Annotated in this window: 15 protein-coding genes; 7 read left to right on the top strand and 8 right to left on the bottom strand. The window is 50.1% G+C overall.

All coding sequences use genetic code 11. The annotated features are described in order from the left end of the window. From ACTHUT_RS06820 to ACTHUT_RS06810, 3 genes are all read left to right on the top strand, one after another. Positions 1-899 (top strand): extracellular solute-binding protein (locus tag ACTHUT_RS06820; protein WP_440418710.1); only part of this gene is annotated, 899 nt, incomplete at its 5' end. 107 nt (positions 900-1,006) lie between these two features. Further along, positions 1,007-1,279, top strand: coding sequence for an ACT domain-containing protein (locus ACTHUT_RS06815; RefSeq protein ID WP_440386696.1), 273 nt, complete (start codon positions 1,007-1,009; stop codon positions 1,277-1,279). A gap of 15 nt (positions 1,280-1,294) precedes the next feature. Then, the gene (locus ACTHUT_RS06810; protein ID WP_440386697.1) at positions 1,295-2,650 is read left to right on the top strand and encodes a PFL family protein; all 1,356 of its coding nucleotides are present in this window, start codon (positions 1,295-1,297) and stop codon (positions 2,648-2,650) included. Between the two features lie 66 nt (positions 2,651-2,716). On the opposite strand, the gene ACTHUT_RS06805 is transcribed toward ACTHUT_RS06810, so the two are convergent. After that, positions 2,717-4,246, bottom strand: a complete 1,530-nt coding sequence (locus ACTHUT_RS06805) for a helicase HerA-like domain-containing protein (protein WP_314058676.1) — start codon at positions 4,244-4,246, stop codon at positions 2,717-2,719. Between the two features lie 241 nt (positions 4,247-4,487). On the opposite strand from ACTHUT_RS06805, the gene ACTHUT_RS06800 reads away from it, so the two are divergent. Further along, on the top strand, positions 4,488-5,717 hold the full coding sequence (locus ACTHUT_RS06800) for a multidrug effflux MFS transporter (protein ID WP_440386698.1): 1,230 nt from the start codon (positions 4,488-4,490) through the stop codon (positions 5,715-5,717). A 61-nt stretch (positions 5,718-5,778) separates the two neighbouring features. After that, positions 5,779-6,588 (top strand): glutamate racemase, encoded by an 810-nt coding sequence (murI, locus tag ACTHUT_RS06795; RefSeq protein WP_003747483.1) that lies wholly within the window; start codon positions 5,779-5,781, stop codon positions 6,586-6,588. A gap of 71 nt (positions 6,589-6,659) precedes the next feature. Here the strand turns inward: murI and ACTHUT_RS06790 are convergent, their stop codons facing one another. From ACTHUT_RS06790 to ACTHUT_RS06770, 5 genes are all read right to left on the bottom strand, one after another. Further along, a complete protein-coding gene (locus ACTHUT_RS06790; protein WP_049331754.1) occupies positions 6,660-7,199 on the bottom strand; it encodes a hypothetical protein in 540 nt (179 codons plus the stop codon). 147 nt (positions 7,200-7,346) lie between these two features. Next, entirely contained in the window at positions 7,347-8,117 is a 771-nt protein-coding gene (xth, locus tag ACTHUT_RS06785) for an exodeoxyribonuclease III (protein WP_440386699.1), read from the bottom strand. A 167-nt stretch (positions 8,118-8,284) separates the two neighbouring features. Beyond that, positions 8,285-8,563, bottom strand: coding sequence for an ArsR/SmtB family transcription factor (locus ACTHUT_RS06780; protein WP_150537119.1), 279 nt, complete (start codon positions 8,561-8,563; stop codon positions 8,285-8,287). Positions 8,564-8,967: 404 nt separating this feature from the next. Further along, on the bottom strand, positions 8,968-10,749 hold the full coding sequence (locus ACTHUT_RS06775; protein ID WP_036493920.1) for an extracellular solute-binding protein: 1,782 nt from the start codon (positions 10,747-10,749) through the stop codon (positions 8,968-8,970). Positions 10,750-10,848: 99 nt separating this feature from the next. Beyond that, a complete protein-coding gene (locus ACTHUT_RS06770; protein WP_440386700.1) occupies positions 10,849-12,051 on the bottom strand; it encodes a YihY family inner membrane protein in 1,203 nt (400 codons plus the stop codon). A 98-nt stretch (positions 12,052-12,149) separates the two neighbouring features. On the opposite strand from ACTHUT_RS06770, the gene wrbA reads away from it, so the two are divergent. Both wrbA and ACTHUT_RS06760 read left to right on the top strand, forming a co-directional pair. Beyond that, positions 12,150-12,755 carry an NAD(P)H:quinone oxidoreductase gene (wrbA, locus tag ACTHUT_RS06765; protein WP_440386701.1) on the top strand — a complete coding sequence of 202 codons (606 nt, stop codon included), beginning with the start codon at positions 12,150-12,152 and terminating at the stop codon, positions 12,753-12,755. A gap of 209 nt (positions 12,756-12,964) precedes the next feature. Further along, positions 12,965-15,142 (top strand): TonB-dependent siderophore receptor, encoded by a 2,178-nt coding sequence (locus ACTHUT_RS06760; protein WP_440386702.1) that lies wholly within the window; start codon positions 12,965-12,967, stop codon positions 15,140-15,142. A gap of 190 nt (positions 15,143-15,332) precedes the next feature. Here ACTHUT_RS06760 and aroG read toward each other — a convergent pair whose 3' ends face one another. Together aroG and ACTHUT_RS06750 are read right to left on the bottom strand one after the other, a co-directional pair. Then, positions 15,333-16,376: a 3-deoxy-7-phosphoheptulonate synthase AroG gene (aroG, locus tag ACTHUT_RS06755; protein WP_188213121.1), complete on the bottom strand. Its 1,044-nt coding sequence runs from the start codon at positions 16,374-16,376 to the stop codon at positions 15,333-15,335. 279 nt (positions 16,377-16,655) lie between these two features. Further along, complete coding sequence (locus ACTHUT_RS06750; protein ID WP_440386703.1) at positions 16,656-17,333, bottom strand: TIGR02117 family protein; 678 nt, start codon at positions 17,331-17,333, stop codon at positions 16,656-16,658. Between the last annotated feature and the right edge of the window lie 424 nt (positions 17,334-17,757).

The following is a 17,757-nucleotide window of genomic DNA, read 5'->3' as shown; positions in this document are numbered from 1 at the left end:
TGCTGACCGGCAAGTCGGGTTATGACCTGGTTGCGCCGTCTATTGCCAATGTCGGCCGTCAGATTAAAGCCGGCGCGTATCAAAAAATCGACAAATCGCAAATTCCCGATTACGCCAATATCGATCCCGATTTGTTAAAAATGATGGAAACCGTCGATCCGGGCAACGAATATGCCGTCCCTTATTTCTGGGGTATCAATACGCTGGCGATTAACAAACAGCAGGTTCAAAAGGCTTTGGGTACGGACAAGCTGCCTGAAAACGAATGGGATTTGGTGTTCAACCCTGAATACACCCGAAAACTGAAATCCTGCGGCATCAGCTATTTCGACAGCGCCATCGAGCAGATTCCTTTGGCTTTGCATTATTTGGACAAAGACCCGAACAGCGAAAACCCTGAGGACATCAAAGCCGCCGTCGATATGATGAAAAAAGTGCGTCCCGACATCAAACGCTTTACCTCGTCCGGCTATATCGACGATATGGCTGCCGGCAACCTTTGCGTATCGGTAGGCTATGGCGGCGACCTCAATATTGCCAAAACCCGTGCCAAAGAAGCCGGAAACGGCGTAGAAATCGAAGTATTGACACCGAAAAACGGCGTCGGTATTTGGGTGGATTCGCTGATGATTCCGCGTGATGCGCAAAACGTGGCTAATGCACACAAATACATCAATCACACGCTCAACCCGGAAACGGCGGCCAAAAACGGCAACTATGTGACTTATGGCCCGGCCAGCCGTCCGGCGCGGGATTTGATGGATGAAAAATACACCTCTGACGAATCGATTTTCCCAAGTAAGGAATTGATGGAAAAAAGCTTTATCGTCTCTCCCAAGTCAACCGATGCGAGCAAACTCAGCGTTCGCCTGTGGCAGGCTTTGAAAGCAGGGCGATAATTAAAATTGAAATTTGAATACTCAGGCCGTCTGAAACAGTTTTTCAGACGGCCTGAGTGTTATAATTGTCAACATTTTTCAAATATCCTATGAGGAGAAACAGCGTTATGAACAATTCAGTCATCACCGTCATCGGTAAAGACCGTGTGGGCATTGTGTACGACGTTTCCAAAATTTTAGCGGAAAACCAAATCAATATTCTCAACATCAGCCAACAGCTGATGGACGATTTTTTTACCATGATTATTTTGGTAGACACTTCAAAATGCACCAAATCGCGTCAAGGGATTTTGGATTTGTTTGCGGAAGAGAGCAAAAAACTCGCGCTTGATATCCGTATGCAAAACGAAGAAATTTTCCAAGCCATGCACCGTATTTAAGTCGGAGGGAGAGCCATGAGTATTCAATCCGGCGAGATTTTAGAAACCGTCAAAATGGTGGCCGACCAGAATTTTGACGTGCGCACCATTACCATCGGCATTGATTTGCACGACTGCATCAGCAGCGATATCAATGTGTTGAACCAAAACATTTACAATAAAATCACCACGGTCGGCAAAGACTTGGTCGCGACGGCGAAACATCTGTCTGCCAAATATGGCGTGCCGATTGTGAATCAGCGCATTTCCGTCACGCCGATTGCCCAAATCGCCGCGGCCACCCATGCTGATTCTTACGTCAGCGTGGCGCAAACTTTGGACAAGGCAGCCAAAGCGATAGGCGTGTCTTTTATCGGCGGCTTTTCCGCGCTGGTGCAAAAAGGTATGTCGCCTTCAGATGAAGTGCTGATCCGTTCCATTCCCGAAGCCATGAAGACTACCGATATCGTATGTAGCTCCATCAATATCGGCAGCACGCGCGCCGGTATCAATATGGATGCGGTCAAGCTGGCAGGCGAAACCATCAAACGCACGGCCGAAATCACGCCCGAAGGTTTCGGCTGCGCCAAAATCGTCGTGTTCTGCAATGCGGTGGAAGACAATCCGTTTATGGCGGGCGCGTTTCACGGCTCGGGTGAAGCGGATGCCGTTATCAATGTCGGCGTATCCGGTCCGGGTGTCGTAAAAGCCGCGTTGGAAAACTCAGATGCAACAACATTGACCGAAGTTGCGGAAGTCGTGAAGAAAACCGCTTTCAAAATTACCCGCGTGGGCGAACTCATCGGCCGCGAAGCTTCAAAAATGCTGAATATCCCGTTTGGTATTCTCGACTTGTCGTTAGCACCAACCCCTGCCGTCGGCGACTCGGTGGCACGCATTCTTGAAGAAATGGGCTTGAGCGTCTGCGGTACGCACGGCACGACAGCGGCTTTGGCCTTGCTGAACGATGCCGTGAAAAAAGGCGGCATGATGGCTTCCAGCGCGGTCGGCGGTTTGAGCGGCGCGTTTATCCCCGTTTCGGAAGACGAGGGCATGATTGCCGCTGCCGAAGCTGGTGTGCTGACGCTGGACAAACTCGAAGCCATGACCGCTGTCTGCTCCGTTGGTTTGGACATGATTGCCGTCCCCGGCAACACGCCTGCGCACACGATTTCCGGTATCATCGCCGATGAAGCCGCCATCGGCATGATCAACAGCAAAACCACTGCTGTGCGCATCATTCCGGTAACCGGAAAAACCGTCGGCGACAGCGTCGAGTTCGGCGGCCTGCTGGGCTACGCACCTGTAATGCCGGTTAAAGAAGGTTCTTGCGAAGTGTTCGTCAACCGAGGCGGTAGAATCCCGGCTCCGGTTCAATCGATGAAGAACTGATTGGATTGATAAACAAAAGGCCGTCTGAAATTGATTTTCAGACGGCCTTTTATGTTTGCAGGCTGATTATTTGAACATATTTTTAATAATGCCCATTACGCTGCGTGAAATGGCGTTGGTTACTTGGCGGTTGATTTGGCTGCCGATGGCATCGGCAACGTTGTAGCCCAAACCTTGGCCGGATTTTTTACGTCCGCCGCTCAAGCCGCCGAGCAATCCGCCGAGGATGCCGGGATCGGCATTGGCGGCTTCTTTTTCTGCGGCTTTTTGTGCTTTCTCCTGCTCTTTGGCAGCATTTGCGGCTTCTTTTTCAGCGGCTGCTTGGCTGTCTGCTTCGGCTAAGGCTTCAAAGGCGGAATAGTTGTCCACCATGTCTTTGTAGGTCGGATATAAATCGTCGTTTTGGAACAAGCGGTTGCGCTCTTCGGCGGCAAGCGGGGTCAAGGAAGATTGCGGCGGCAGGACGAGCGCGCGTTCTACCGGCTCGGGCATACCTTTTTCGTCGAGGAAGGAAACGAGTGCTTCGCCGACGCCCAGTTCGGCAATCGCTTCGGCAACTTTGATATTCGGATTGCTGCGGAAGGTTTCGGCGGCGGCTTTGACTGCTTTTTGGTCGCGCGGCGTGAAGGCGCGCAGGGCGTGTTGTACGCGGTTACCTAGTTGGCCGAGAATGGTGTCGGGCAAATCGAGCGGGTTTTGGGTGACGAAATATACGCCCACGCCTTTGGAGCGGATCAGGCGCACGACTTGTTCGATTTGTTCGACCAGTGCATTGGCGGCATTGTCGAACATCAAATGCGCTTCGTCGAAGAACATCACGAATTTTGGTTTGTCCAAATCGCCGACTTCGGGCAGGGTTTCAAACAATTCTGCCAACATCCACAGCAAAAACGCGCTGTACATACGCGGCGAGCGCATCAGTTTTTCGGAATTGAGGATGTTGATGACGCCTTTACCGTTGTCGGTCTGCATCCAGTCTTGCAGGTTGAGGGAAGGTTCGCCGAAGAATTTTTCTGCGCCTTCGTTTTCCAAAGTCAGCAGTTGGCGTTGAATCGCGCCGATACTGGCGGCGGAGACGTTGCCGTATTGCGTACGGTATTCCGAAGCGTGGTCGGAAACGTGTTTCAGCATGCTGCGCAGGTCTTTCAAGTCCAGAATGTGCCAGCCTCTGTCGTCGGCAACTTTGAACACGAGGTTGAGCAGGCCTTCCTGCGTGTCGTTCAGATTCATCAGGCGAGCCAAAAGCATAGGGCCCATTTCGGAAACGGTTACGCGTACGGGAATACCGGTTTCGCCGTAAACATCCCAAAAGCGCACGGGGAAACTTTGCAGCCATTGCTCGCCCAAATCAAACTCGGCGATGCGTTCGCCCACTTTGCCGCTGTTGGCACCGGCTTGCGCGATGCCCGACAAATCGCCTTTGACATCGACCAAGAATACAGGGACGCCTTCGCTGCTGAAGGCTTCCGCCATGCGGCGCAGGGTAACGGTTTTACCCGTACCGGTCGCACCGGCGATCAAGCCGTGGCGGTTGGCCATTTTGCCTTGGATTTCGAGCGTTTTCCCGTCGGCACGCGCAATTTGAAATGTAGTCATGATTATTCCTTAGAATCCGTGATGTGAAACAATGTGTTGTCTTAAAAAACAAGCATTTTAACGTTTGCGGCGGGGGGATTCAACCAAACGAAGTTTCAGACGGCCTTAAGTTTTGCAAAGGTTTTTGTGCAGTGATTGGACGGGGTTGAAATCTGCTATAATTCCATCCAATCCGCAACCGTCTGACAAGGCGGTTGTTTTCTTTGTTTTTTGAATATTTGTTACGAAAGCGAAAATCGGAATGACTGCACAACAAGCCCCTTTGGGCGAAAAAACCATGGCCGTGCTGATGGCGATGTTGGTCGCGCTGATGCCGTTTTCTGTCGATGCCTATCTGCCTGCGATTCCCGAAATGGCGAAGTCGCTGGGTTCGGACATCCACCGTATTGAGCAAAGCCTGAGCTTTTTTATGTTTGGCGTGGCGTTTGGCCAGGTGGTCGGCGGTTCGATTTCGGATATTAAAGGCCGCAAACCTGTCGCCTTGGTGGGCTTGAGCATTTACTTTGCCGCCGTTGTCGGTTTGACGATGGTGAATAATGTCGAGCAGCTGCTGAACTTGCGTGCCGTGCAGGCGTTTGGCGCAGGGATGACCGTGGTAATTTCCGGTGCGATGGTGCGCGATTATTATTCCGGACGCAAAGCCGCGCAGATGTTTGCCTTAATCGGTATTATTTTGATGATTGTGCCGCTGATGGCGCCGATGATTGGTGCGGGCTTGCAGAATTTGGGCGGCTGGCGCATGATTTTCGGTTTTCTGGCCTGCTATTCGCTGCTGCTTTGGGGATTGATGTGGTATTTCCTGCCCAAGCCGCACCAAAAAGGCAAAATCAGCATGGACGTGTTCGGCGTGGTGGCCGGCAGGTTTAAACGTGTTTTGAGGACGCGTGCCGCGATGGGCTATTTGTTTTTCCAAGCTTTCAGTTTCGGTTCGATGTTTGCTTTTTTGACCGAATCGTCGTTCGTGTACCAACAACTGTATCATGTTTCACCAAACCAATATGCTTGGATATTTGCGCTCAATATCATTACCATGATGTCGTTTAACCGCGTTACCGCGTGGCGTTTGAAAACCGGTACGCATCCGCAAAACATCCTCAAATGGGGCATTATCGTCCAATTTGTCGCCAATTTGCTGATGGCTGTTTTGGTGTTGTTACTGTCTTTGCCGCCTTTGTGGGCTTTGGTGCTGTGCGTGATGTTTTCAGTCGGTACGCAAGGCTTGGTCGGTGCGAACACTCAAGCCTGCTTTATGAGCTATTTCAGCGCAGAGGGCGGCAGCGCAAATGCGGTTTTAGGCGTGTTCCAATCCCTTATCGGCGCATCGGTCGGTATGGCCACGACTTGGCTGCATAATGGTTCTGCCTTGGTAATGGCCGGTATGATGTTGAGCTCGACCGTGTGCGGTATCGTACTGTTGTGGGTTTGCTCGCATCAGGCTTGGATGGAAAACGATAAAAAAGAATATGTTTAACCTTCAGGCCGTCTGAAAAACGGTTTCAGACGGCCTTAACTCTATATTGAAGAAATTAACCATGAGTACCAGCAAACAACGCCCCATCGGCGTATTTGATTCCGGCGTCGGCGGCTTGACCAATGTCCGCGCCCTGATGGAACGCCTGCCGATGGAAAACATCATCTATTTTGGCGATACTGCACGCGTTCCCTACGGCACCAAATCCCGCGCCACCATCGAAACCTTCGCCATGCAGATTGTCGATTTCCTGCTGGAAAACGATGTCAAGGCACTCGTCATCGCGTGCAACACCATTGCCGCCGTTGCCGGACAAAAAATCCGCCAAAAAGCAGGCAATATGCCTGTATTGGACGTCATCTCCGCCGGCGCGGAAGCCGCTTTGCAAACCACCAAAAACAACCGAATCGGCATTATCGCGACCAATACCACAGTCAACAGCAACGCCTATGCGCGCGCCATCCATTCGCAAAACAACGACACGCTGGTGCGCACGCAAGCCGCGCCCCTGCTTGTGCCATTGGTGGAAGAGGGCTGGCTCGATCACGAAGTCACCCGTCTGACCGTGCGCGAATACCTGAAGCCGCTTTTGGCTGACGACATCGACACGCTGGTGTTGGGTTGTACCCACTTCCCACTGCTCAAACCGCTTATCGGCCGTGAAGCACAAAATGTTACCTTGGTCGATTCCGCCATCACCACCGCCGAAGCCACCGCCAAAGCCTTGGCGCAAGCAGGTTTGCTGAACACGGAAAACGACAATCCGGATTACCGTTTCTACGTCAGCGACATCCCACTGCGCTTCCGCACCATCGGCGAACGCTTCTTGGGTAGAAGTATGGAGCAGATTGAGATGGTAACGTTGGGTTGATTGGAAATATTAAAGGCCGTCTGAAAGGTAAAAATAAGAAGGTCGTCTGAATATTAACAGACGACCTTTTTTCATATTTTGGTTTTCAATAGACGTAAAGACATTAAAAATCTTACAAACCTAGATTTATCAGCGTAGCCCATAACAACATTTTTTGATATAGCCATTTCAATAACTGTATCAGCATATCTTATTTGTTCATTAATACCATTAGATGGTTTTATTTCATCATGTGCATAAAATATAATAACTTCATGACCAATTTTAAAAAGGTTAATATCTTTTCTGTTATTTGTATAGATACTTTCATTCCATGTTCGGCCATCAGGCAATATCAGTTCGAATGAATTAACCGAGTCTTGGCTATCTTGGCCTGCTTTATAGCATCTTTTTATTACTCCTCTAATAATATTTGTTTTCATCACTTTGTTTTTTATATTTTCCCACCAGAGTTCAGATCCATATAACCCTAAATTCCCTTTTAAACCAACATGCGGCTTATTGGGGTCTAGGGTTACTTGTTGAACCAGATGCATAAAGCTTGGATCTCTTTCTATTTCAATAGAAAGATCATAGACTAATTTAAAATCCTCATTAATATCTAGTAACATATGTACTCCTAAATTTTCAAACTTTGTTCTTATTGTAATCTCAAAAACAAATAGATTTGAGAATTCAATCTATATTTTATTGTGCACAATACCAAGGCCGTCTGAAATCCAGTTTTCAGGCGGACTTATTGTTTATTCACTCAAAATCTAACAGTCAAACTCGGCGATTACCGGTGCATGGTCGCTGGGGCGTTCTTGGGCGCGGGTTTCTAGGTCGACGGTGACGTCGGTAAGGTTGGCGGCAAGTTCGGGGCTGGTGAGGATGTGGTCGATACGCAGGCCGAGTTTGCGTTGGAACATGGCGCCGCGGTAGTCGAACCATGTGTAGAACGCGCCTTCGGGGTAGACTTTGCGCAGGCTGTCGGTCAGGCCGAGGTCGAGCAGGTTTTTAAACCATTGTCTTTCGATGGAGGAACAATGGATTTTTTCGTGCCATTTCTCGGGGTCGTAGCAGTCGGCATCGGCCGGGGCGATGTTGAAGTCGCCGAGCAGGATGAGTTTGGGGTGTACGGCCATTTCGGCGTGGACGAACTCGGTCAATGCGGCAAACCATTGTTCTTTGTATTGGAATTTGGGACTGTCCAGGGCTTCGCCGTTGACGCAATAGACGTTGATGATGCGCACGCCGTTGATAGTGGCGGCGATGACGCGGCGTTGCGGGTCGTCGGGTAGGGTGGGCAGGCCGCAATGTACGTCTTGCGGTTCGTGGCGGCTGATGATGGCGACACCGTTGTAGGTTTTTTGGCCGCTCCAGACGCAATGCCAGCCCATCATTTGCAGGGCGGCGGCCGGGAATTTGTCTTGGTCGAGTTTGAGTTCTTGTAAGGCGAGTATGTCGGCTTGGTGGTCGGCCAGCCAGTTTTGTACTTGGGGCAGGCGGACGTTGAGGGAATTGACGTTCCAAGTGGCGATTTTCATGATGTTTCCGTGTGTGCTGTTGGGTGGGAAGACGGCGGATGGCGCCTGTGGGCATGGGCGGTATTGTATAGCGGATTGGTTTATTTTTCGATATGGGTTGAAAGTGGCAGGCCGTCTGAAAGCTGATGTTTCAGACGGCCTTGTTGTTGTGATGTGGAATAATTTGTTTATTCGGCAGGGTCTTTGAGCGTGCGCAGGGTATTGAGGATGGTGATGGCTTCTTCGGAGATGAGGCGGTATTCGATGATGCGGTGGTAGCGCGTGAAATCGATGATGCCTTCGGTGCGCAGGCGTGCGAGGTGGTTGGCGATGCCGGTCGGGGAGGAGCCGAGTGCTTGTGCTAGTTCGGTAATGCTGCGGTCGCCGTCGAGCAGCAGGAAAAGGATGGCCATGCGTTCGGGGTTGGCAATCAGTTTGAGAATGGTAGAGAGACGTTTGATTTCCATGTTTTTGTTCCTTTTGTTATATGAACGCTTGATATTGGTTAAATTGAGATGATTGTAGTTCTTATTACGATTATTCTTATAATTCAAAATCTTAAGTTGGAAGTGTACACGGTTTTGTAAATTTTGAGAGTATTGTGTTGCAATTTTTTTGTTAATTTTTGATATTTTGTTTCGGTTGCAAAACTGGATTGAAAAGAGACGAAAAGGCCGTCTGAAATGTTCCGTTGCAGATGATTTTTGCTGACGGATTTTTCAGACGGCCTTTGATTTGGCTTTAAGTTGTTTTTTCTTTTGTAATTATTTGGTTTGGATGGATTAATTGGTTTTAAACGAATAATGGGTTTTTATGCCAAAGGCTATGCGTCAAGGGCTTTCAGCCGCTTGGGCGTGTTGTCGAAATGCGACTACTTTTTCTTCCAGCCTGCGGTCATGGCGAAGGTGATGGGATCGTAGTATTTCGGCAGCTTGGACGGAATGCCTACATCGTTACGGTACACGACGCGGTAGCGGTCGGCGAACCAGTTTGGAACGATGGTGTATTGGTGGCGGATCAGTCGGTCGAGCGCGCGCGAGGTGGTTTGCAGCTCTTGGCGGTTAGTAAAGCTGTTGAAATGGGTCAGCAGTTTTTCAACCGCGGGATGGCAGACGCCGGAAAGGTTGCGGCTGCCTTCGGTTTTGGCGGCGGCGCAGCTGAAGTAGTCGTATTGCTCGTTGCCGGGGCTTTCGCTGTTGCCGTAGTAGCCGGTGGTTACGTCAAAATCGAAGTCGTTCATGCGTTTTTGGTACACGGCGGAATCGGCGGTGCGCACGTTCATGGTAATGCCGATTTTGGCGAGGTCGCGCTGCCATTTGGCGGTAATGCGTTCATAGTTTTTGCTGGGGGCGAGGAATTCAAAGGTCAGCGGTTTGCCTTGTTTGTCCACTGCTTTGCCGTTTTTGTATTGATAGCCGCCTTTTTCAAGCAGGGCGCGTGCTTTGAGCAGGTTCGGACGCACGCCCAGTTTGGGGTCGGTAACCGGCGGCATAGGGACGTCTTGATCCAATACGCCCTCGGGCAGCTTGGTACCCAATGATTTGAGCAATGCGGTTTCTGCACGGTCGGGCTTGCCGGTTGCGGCCATGGTGCTGTTGGTGAAGAAGCTGTCGGTGCGGCGGTATGCGCCGTAGAAGATGCGGCTGTTGACGCTTTCGTAGTCGAAGCTTTCAATCAAGGCGCGGCGGACGTAAATATTGTCCAAGGGCTTGTGGCGCATATTGATGACGAAGCCTTGCATGCCTGCGGTGCTGTTTTGCAGCCATTCGTGTTTGGACAGGTTGCGTTTTTTGAGGACTTCGTCGGAGTAGGCGCGCGCCCAGTTGCGGGCGACGTTTTCTTGTACAAAGTCATATTGGCCGCCTTTTAACCCTTCGATGCGGACAACTTCGTCTTTGACGTATTTGATGCGGATGTGGTCGTAGTTGTAGCGACCTTTGCGCACGGGCAGGTTTTGCGCCCAGTAGTTTTTGTCGCGGACAAACTCGCTGATGCGGCCGTTTTCGGCTTTGGCAAAACGGTAGGGGCCGGAACCAATGGGCAGGCTGTTGGGCGCGGCAGCCAGTCCTTTTGGATAGCTTTTATGCGAGAAGACGGGCAGGCTGCCGAGAATCATGTGCAATTCTGAGTTGCGCTGCTTGAAGCGGAACACGACGGTACGATCGTTGGGCGTTTCTACTTTGGCCACGTCGCTCCAGTAGAAGTGGTACATGGGGGCGGCGGCTTTGTCTTTGGTCAGGATGTTAAATGAAGCGGCAACGTCTTTGGCCAAAACGGGGTCGCCGTTGTGGAATTTGGCTTTGGGGTTGATTTTGAAGGTAACGGAAAGGCCGTCCGGCGCCAAGGCGATGTCTTCGGCAATCAGACCGTAAACGGCGTAAGGTTCGTCCATGCTTTGCTCGGTCAGGGTGTCGAGCGTCAGCATGCTGATGCCGTATTCGTGGTTGCCTTTGAGGGTAAAGGGGTTAAGCGTGTCAAAAGCACCGAGGAAAGGCGTGGTAAATGTGCCGCCTTTGGGGGCGTTGGGGTTGACGTATTCGAAAGCAGTGAAGTTGGCCGGATATTTGGGCGGTTGGCCGAGGCCTACGCCGTGGGCGGCAAAGGCGGCAGATGGAATCAAACCGAGCAGAGAGAGTAGGGCTGGTGTTTTCATCTATTTTTCCTTGTAGGTTGAATATTGTATTCAGTGGTGTGCCGATTATAGCAAAGGCCGTCTGAAACTTGATATTTTTGCTTTCAGACGGCATCAGGTTTAAGAGGATTGCTTTTTCGTATGGGCGCCGAACTCGGCAAGCGTCATGTTCAAAGTTTCCAAGCAGGGCTGCATGATGTGGTCAACCGTTTGATTGACTTTGTCTTTGTTGAGCGTTTGCGGGCGGTAGACAAAGAGTTTGAACAGCTCCGCCAAGTCGATGGACTCCGCCCCCGTTTTCAAGACCCAGCCTTGGCGGCCGGAATAGACATAACCGTGTCGCGCCAGTTTTTCCAAAAGCTCGCCCAATTCGTCAAAGCCCATATTGATATGCCGTCTGAACTCCTGCACCGGCAATGCCTTGCCGTTTTGTTGGGCAGAATCGAGCAGCAGCAGAATTTTCAATACATCGTCAAAGCGGCCGCGTGCATCCAGACTGCGGCGGAACGCTTCGCCGCGCCAGTAGGACAGGGACGAGGTCAAAACCGCGCCGCCCAATACCAGCGTCCATAACAGGTTGAGCCACAACAGGAAAAAAGGTACCGCGGCAAATGCGCCGTAAATCGATTTGTAGCCGTCAAAGTTGCCCATGTACCAAGCGAACAAAAAGCGTGCCGTTTCCAAGCAAAACGCCGTTACGGCCGCGCCGACCAAAGCATGGCTGGCCGGTACGAAACGGTTGGGCACAAAGCGGTACAAGCCCCACAGCAGCGCCGTAATAAATGAAACCGTAGTGATAACCCTCAGCCATTCCGAGCCGCCCACCAATTGCACCTGGCCGATCACGACCGACAAGCCCACGCCCAAAGACAAAGGCCCAAACGTCAGCAACGCCCAATACACCAAAAACTGCATCATCCAGGGCCGTTGCGAATTAACGCGCCAAATCCGGTTGAACGCATTGTCTATCGTCCGAATCAGCATCAGCGAGGTTACGACCAACATCACACTGCCGATGGCCGTCAGCTTGGTGGCCTTATCGCGGAACGCATTGATGTAGTCAAACACCATATCCGCGCCCTGCGGCACAATGGTGCGGTTGATAAAAGAGACAAATTCCCCCGACCATTGGTCGAAAACAGGGAAGGCCGAAGCGATGACGACCATCACCGTCAACACGGGCACCAAAGCCAAAAGCGTCGTAAACGTCATGCTTGCCGCCACCTGCGGCACACGCTCGTCATCAAAACGGCGCACGACAAACCAAGCAAACGCCACGCCCTTACTTTTCAAAAAATCTTGCCACCATTGCGAAAACGGCATAACCTTTTCCCACTTTTGAATAGAAATTTTTCTTTTCAGACGGCCCGAGTATTCAAAAGGCCGTCTGAAACCTGACAGCATTGTAACGGAAACCCCAAATGAACCCAAATCCCCTGAAAATCCTCGTCCTCTTTTATTCCCAAAACGGCAGCACGCGCAACCTTGCCCGCCAAATCGCACGCGGTATCGAAAGCGTGGACGGTTGCGAAGCCGTATTGCGTACCGTGCCCAAAGTTTCCACCGTTTGCGAAGCCGTTGAAAAAGCCGTTCCCGACGAAGGCGCGCCCTACGCGACTGCCGACGACCTCAAAAATTGCGCCGGCCTCGCGCTCGGCAGCCCGACACGTTTCGGCAATATGGCCGCAGCGATGAAATACTTTATCGACGGCACCATTCCCCTTTGGCTCGGCGCAGAACTCGTCGGCAAACCTGCCACCGTATTCACCAGCACATCTTCTCTGCACGGCGGCCAAGAAACTACCCTGCTGACCATGATGCTGCCCCTGTTGCACCACGGCATGGTCATCAGCGGCATTCCCTATACCGAATCCGCGCTCAGCAATACCCAAAGCGGCGGCACGCCTTACGGCGCAAGCCATGTTTCCGGCCACGACAGCAAGCCGGCATTGACCGCCGAAGAAAACGACATTGCCTTCGCACAAGGTAAACATTTGGCAGAGTTGGCACGAAAATTGGCAGACTGATTTTTTGTGATAAAAAGATTGAGGCCGTCTGAAAACCTGATGATTCAGTTTTCAGACGGCCTTTTTAGTTATTTATAACTAGCAAAAAAATAAATATTTCTAATTAAACAAACTACTTAGAAAATAGGGATTAGAACATAGTTTCATCGGACTACATCTTTTTGATAGAATCTGCCACCAAATTAAAACATCAGCTAACTGGAGAAGCTATGTCACTACCCGTATTTCCCTATGGCAAATTAAGCTTTGCCGTCAGTCTGGCTTTGTGTTCGGCGTATTCTTTCGCGACCGAAGTAGAAAATAGCCAGCCGCAAGAACGTGTCGATTTACCGACAGTTACCGTCCAAGGTGTCGGAAAACAGACTACTTCCAACTACACCATTCCCGCATCTTCCGCCGCGACAGGCATCCGCCTGACCCAGCGCGAAACGCCGCAGTCCTTGTCTGTCGTCACCGAAAAACAAATGGACGACCAGGGTTTGGATACTTTGCAGGACGTGTTGAAACAAACGCCGGGCATGTTCCACAGCAAAATGGGCAACAACGTCTCCGGCCACAGCCAGTTTATTTCACGCAGTCAGGCGATTGACAGCATTTCCGTAGACGGCGCGCCCAAATTCCTTTACGACGGTAAAGCCATCCGCCGCGGCACCAACAATCTGGACAGCGCATTGTACGAACAAGTCGTCGTCGTGCGCGGCGCAAGCGGTTTGTCCAACGGCGGTATGGGCGAGCCGGGCGGTACGGTTGCGTTGGAACGTAAAAAACCGACTGCCAAGCCAGCCATCAGCGTGGAAGCCGGTGTCGGTTTGTGGAACCACTACCGTTTCGTCCTTGATGCCAATCATCCTCTGAATGCCGACAATACCTTGCGCGGCCGCGCCATTTTGGTCAGCGACCACGGCGGCGATTACCTGCCGAACACTTCGCGCCACAATCACACTTTCTATGGCATTTTGTCTTACGATCTCACGCCGCAAACCCAATGGCGCCTCGGTACGGAAATACACCGTTTCCGCAATACCGGCAGCTCGCGTTTCAGCTATCTGACAGCAGCAGGTAATCGCAAAGACGGATTCAAACCGTTTGAATCTTCGCCACGCAGCAATTCTTCCGCACGCTGGGCATACGGCAAAGACAACAGTGCCGAAGTATTCACTTCCCTTAGCCATGAGTTTGACAACGGCTGGAAACTGACTGGTGATTACAGCCATGTTTCGGGTAAAAACGACATCGTTTCAGGCATTGCCGGTACATTTGAAATCAATCCCGATTACTCTGCACTTTTCACTTCAGACCGCGACCGCAGCAAATACCGCGATCAGAATTTTGCGCTGGCCTTGGACGGCAATTATCCAGCGCTGGGCCGCTCGCACGAGTTCAATGTCGGCATCAGCTATCAGGACAACAAAGAAAACCTGTCTTTCTATGAAGAAGGCGAGTCGATGATTCCCGATTTGCGTAAATTTGACGGCAACATCGCCAAACCCGATATGCCGTATCTGCGCGATGGTTTTTCACGCATGAAAAACCTGTCGGTTTACGGCTCGACCCGTTTCAAACTGACCGACAAACTCGCCTTTATCGGCGGCAGCCGTTTTGTAGATTGGCGGTACCGTTACAGCACCAGCCGTAACAAATTCGCACACAGCAGCCACAAACAAAACGTTTTCATTCCTTACTTGGGCGTAACCTACGACATCGGCGACAATTTGACCGCCTATGCTTCTTACACCACCATTTTCCGTCCGCAAGTGCGTTATCTGACCAAAGACGGCGCAGCGCTCAAACCGCAGCGTGGCAAAACCTACGAGACTGGTTTGAAAGCGTCATGGTTTGACGGCCGTCTGAATGCTTCCGCCTCCGTCTTTATGAACAAACGCGACCATTTGGGCGTTGTTGCAGGCAAATTCGCGAATGGCGAAGAATACTACCGCGCAGCCGACAACACCACGACAAAAGGCGTGGAGCTCTCTGTCGGAGGCCGCCTGAGTGACAAATGGCTGCTGAATGCGTCTTATGCACGTTCCAAAATCAAAGACAGCGAAGGGGTTCAACTGCATCCGTCTTACCCGGTTCATTTGTTCAAACTCTTTACCGCGTATGACGTGACCGACCGTTTGAACCTGGGGGCCAACGTCAACTGGCAAAGCCGCAGCCACACACTGGACGAATACCCGGCAGACATCAATCCGGCCGCCGCCGCTGCATTGACTCAACGCCCATACGCCACGCTGGATTTGACCGTGCATTACAAAATCGGTAAATCTACCCGCATTGGTTTGGATTTTGAAAACGTGTTCAACAAACGCTACCGCACCATGCCGGATATTCACGTTTACGGTACGCCGCGTAGTGTGACTGCGACGGTTAAACACACGTTTTAATTGAAAAGAAAAGTAGGGCAGGCCGTCTGAAAACCTGAATGATTGGTTTTTCAGACGGCCTGAATATTTTCTGACATATTGTTTTTATGTTGAACCTGACTAAAATTTGCTCGGTATCTCGAGTGAAGAAATCAAAATGACAGGCACAAAAAAGACCGGAACGTATCCGGTCTTTTAAATGATGTCGCACTTACGCTTGGTAACCTTTCGCTTCGGCAAGCAGGGCCAGCAATTCTTCAGTCGTATCCCAACCGATGCAGGCATCCGTAATACTTTGACCGTAAACTTCAGGCTTGTCTTGGCGGCCTTCAACCAAGTGGCTTTCCACCATTACGCCCATAATGTGTTTTTCACCGGCTTTCAGCTGCGCCGCAACATCGCGCGCCACGTCCATTTGTTTGCGGAAGTCTTTACGGCTGTTGGCATGGCTGCAGTCCACCATCAGGTTGCTGCTCACGCCGGCTTTTTGAAGCTGCGCCACCGCGTCTTTAACGTGTTCCGCACTGTAATTAGGCTCTTTACCGCCACGCAAAATCGCATGGCAGTCAGGGTTGCCGCTGGTGTGGACAATCGCGGAATGACCGGCTTTGGTTACAGACAAGAAGTGGTGCGGATGATTGGCGGCGCCGATGGCGTCGATGGCGATTTTCAGATTGCCGTCCGTACCGTTTTTAAAGCCGACAGGGCAGGAGAGACCGCTGGCCAATTCGCGGTGTACCTGGCTTTCAGTCGTGCGCGCACCAATCGCGCCCCAAGAAATCAGGTCGGCGTAGTATTGCGGCGTAATCATGTCCAAGAATTCAGTCGAAGCAGGCATACCCATTTCGTTTAAAGTCAGCAACAACTGACGCGCTTGGCGCAGGCCGTAGTTGATGTCAAACGTACCGTCCAAGTGCGGATCGTTAATCAGGCCTTTCCAGCCAACGGTTGTACGCGGTTTCTCAAAATACACGCGCATCACAATCAGCAGCTCTTTCTCATATTTTTTGCGCAAGGGCAGCAATTTTTGCGCATATTCTACCGCCGCCTTGGTATCGTGAATCGAACATGGGCCGATGATGACCAGCAAACGGTTGTCGCGGCCGTGAACTAAATCCGAAATCTCATGACGTGTTTTATAAACCAAATTGGCAACCTGAGGCGTAACAGGCAGCTCATACAAATGTGCGATTGGAGGTAATAACTCTTTGACTTCTTTGATCTTAATATCGTCGGTAGGGTGGTGCTGGGACATGATGGACTCTCTTGTTTATTTTTGATACAGGTTACAGGTTTTAGCGGAATTAAACAAGGTTTAATTTTTTGTTTTAGCAATTTTATTCTAAAATTTCTTTATTTTAATTATTTTATGGAATTTAAAATCAGTTTATTTGTTTAAATTGATATTTAATGCTGTTATAAAATTTTGTCTATACAATGAAAAAATTGAGGGTTTATCGAAAATATGGGCCGTCTGAAAAAGTTCAGACGGCCTGAAGTTTTACATAGACCCAAAAATTGAGAAGCATGAAGGCTATCGGTATTGTTCCAGCAAGGGCGAAGAGAAAGGAGTCCAATACACGCCTTTAAGGCCGCTTTCAACCAATTTGTCATTCAGCCAAGTGTTACAAGTATTGAATAAATGATAGCGTCCTTTGGCTTCGTAAAAAGCATCGTTAGACTGATGATGAATTCCTTTTAGCAAGATGGGTTGTCCATTTTCTTGTTGAAAACTGGCCAAGAGCGATTTGGTTAAATTCCTGTATTGCTCAGGCGTGACCAAAAATTTGACGACGTGGCTATTTTCTCGCGGTTCAAAAGGATAATAAGTAACATGAATCAGCGTACGGTTCAGCCCGCTTAATGCACCAAAGGCATTGGAGAACGTCAAATCTTTCCACTCAGGCGTGTATAAATAAAAATTACGTTCTCCCCAGCCTAAACCGATATGCGTTATTTGAGGATCAGCGGTAAGCGTGTCTCTCGGATTGACGACATCCGACCAATCAAAAATATCATTCTTCAGCGGCATGACTACATCAGTATGCACGCCGTTACTGACTAGAAATAACGTAATGTCTCCTTTTGGCTGCTCTTCATTAAGCGGCAATGAAGCCATCATCCAAGCAGACAAAAAATACAATAGGGCAAAAATAGGGATGATCAGCACTATTTTGCCGATTTTTTTGAGGATGTGAAGGAAGGAGCACATTCGTTTTTTAAAAGTAATTGAGTTTGAAGGTGTGTATTTTCCATTAAATTTGTACTTTTTTCATTAGAAATGAGTGGGCGGTATAGTTATTAAAAAACAGTTAGATTTAGAAGTTGATTTACGCAAATTTCTTAAAAATTTAATCGGAGGGAGTTTTAAGGTTTGTTGATAAGGGGATTGAAATCAACTGGATTTATTACCTTTCAGACGGCCTTTTCCCCATTCATCCCATTCGCTTTACCATCAGCATAATCCAAGTTAATATATCAAATTCATTGTCATCTTTAAATTCAACACCATGACCGCCCGCCAATCCTACCACCTCACTTTCGCCCGTTTTTCCCCGTCACTTTCAGTCCGCTCCTTCAGCGCATCCGAAGCGGTCAATACCGCTTATCGGGTTGAAATCACTGCCACATCGACC

This window comes from Neisseria sp. P0022.S010 (genome assembly GCF_051956635.1).
Note: the sequence above shows the minus strand (reverse complement) of the source record. Positions and strands in the feature narration are given on the sequence as shown.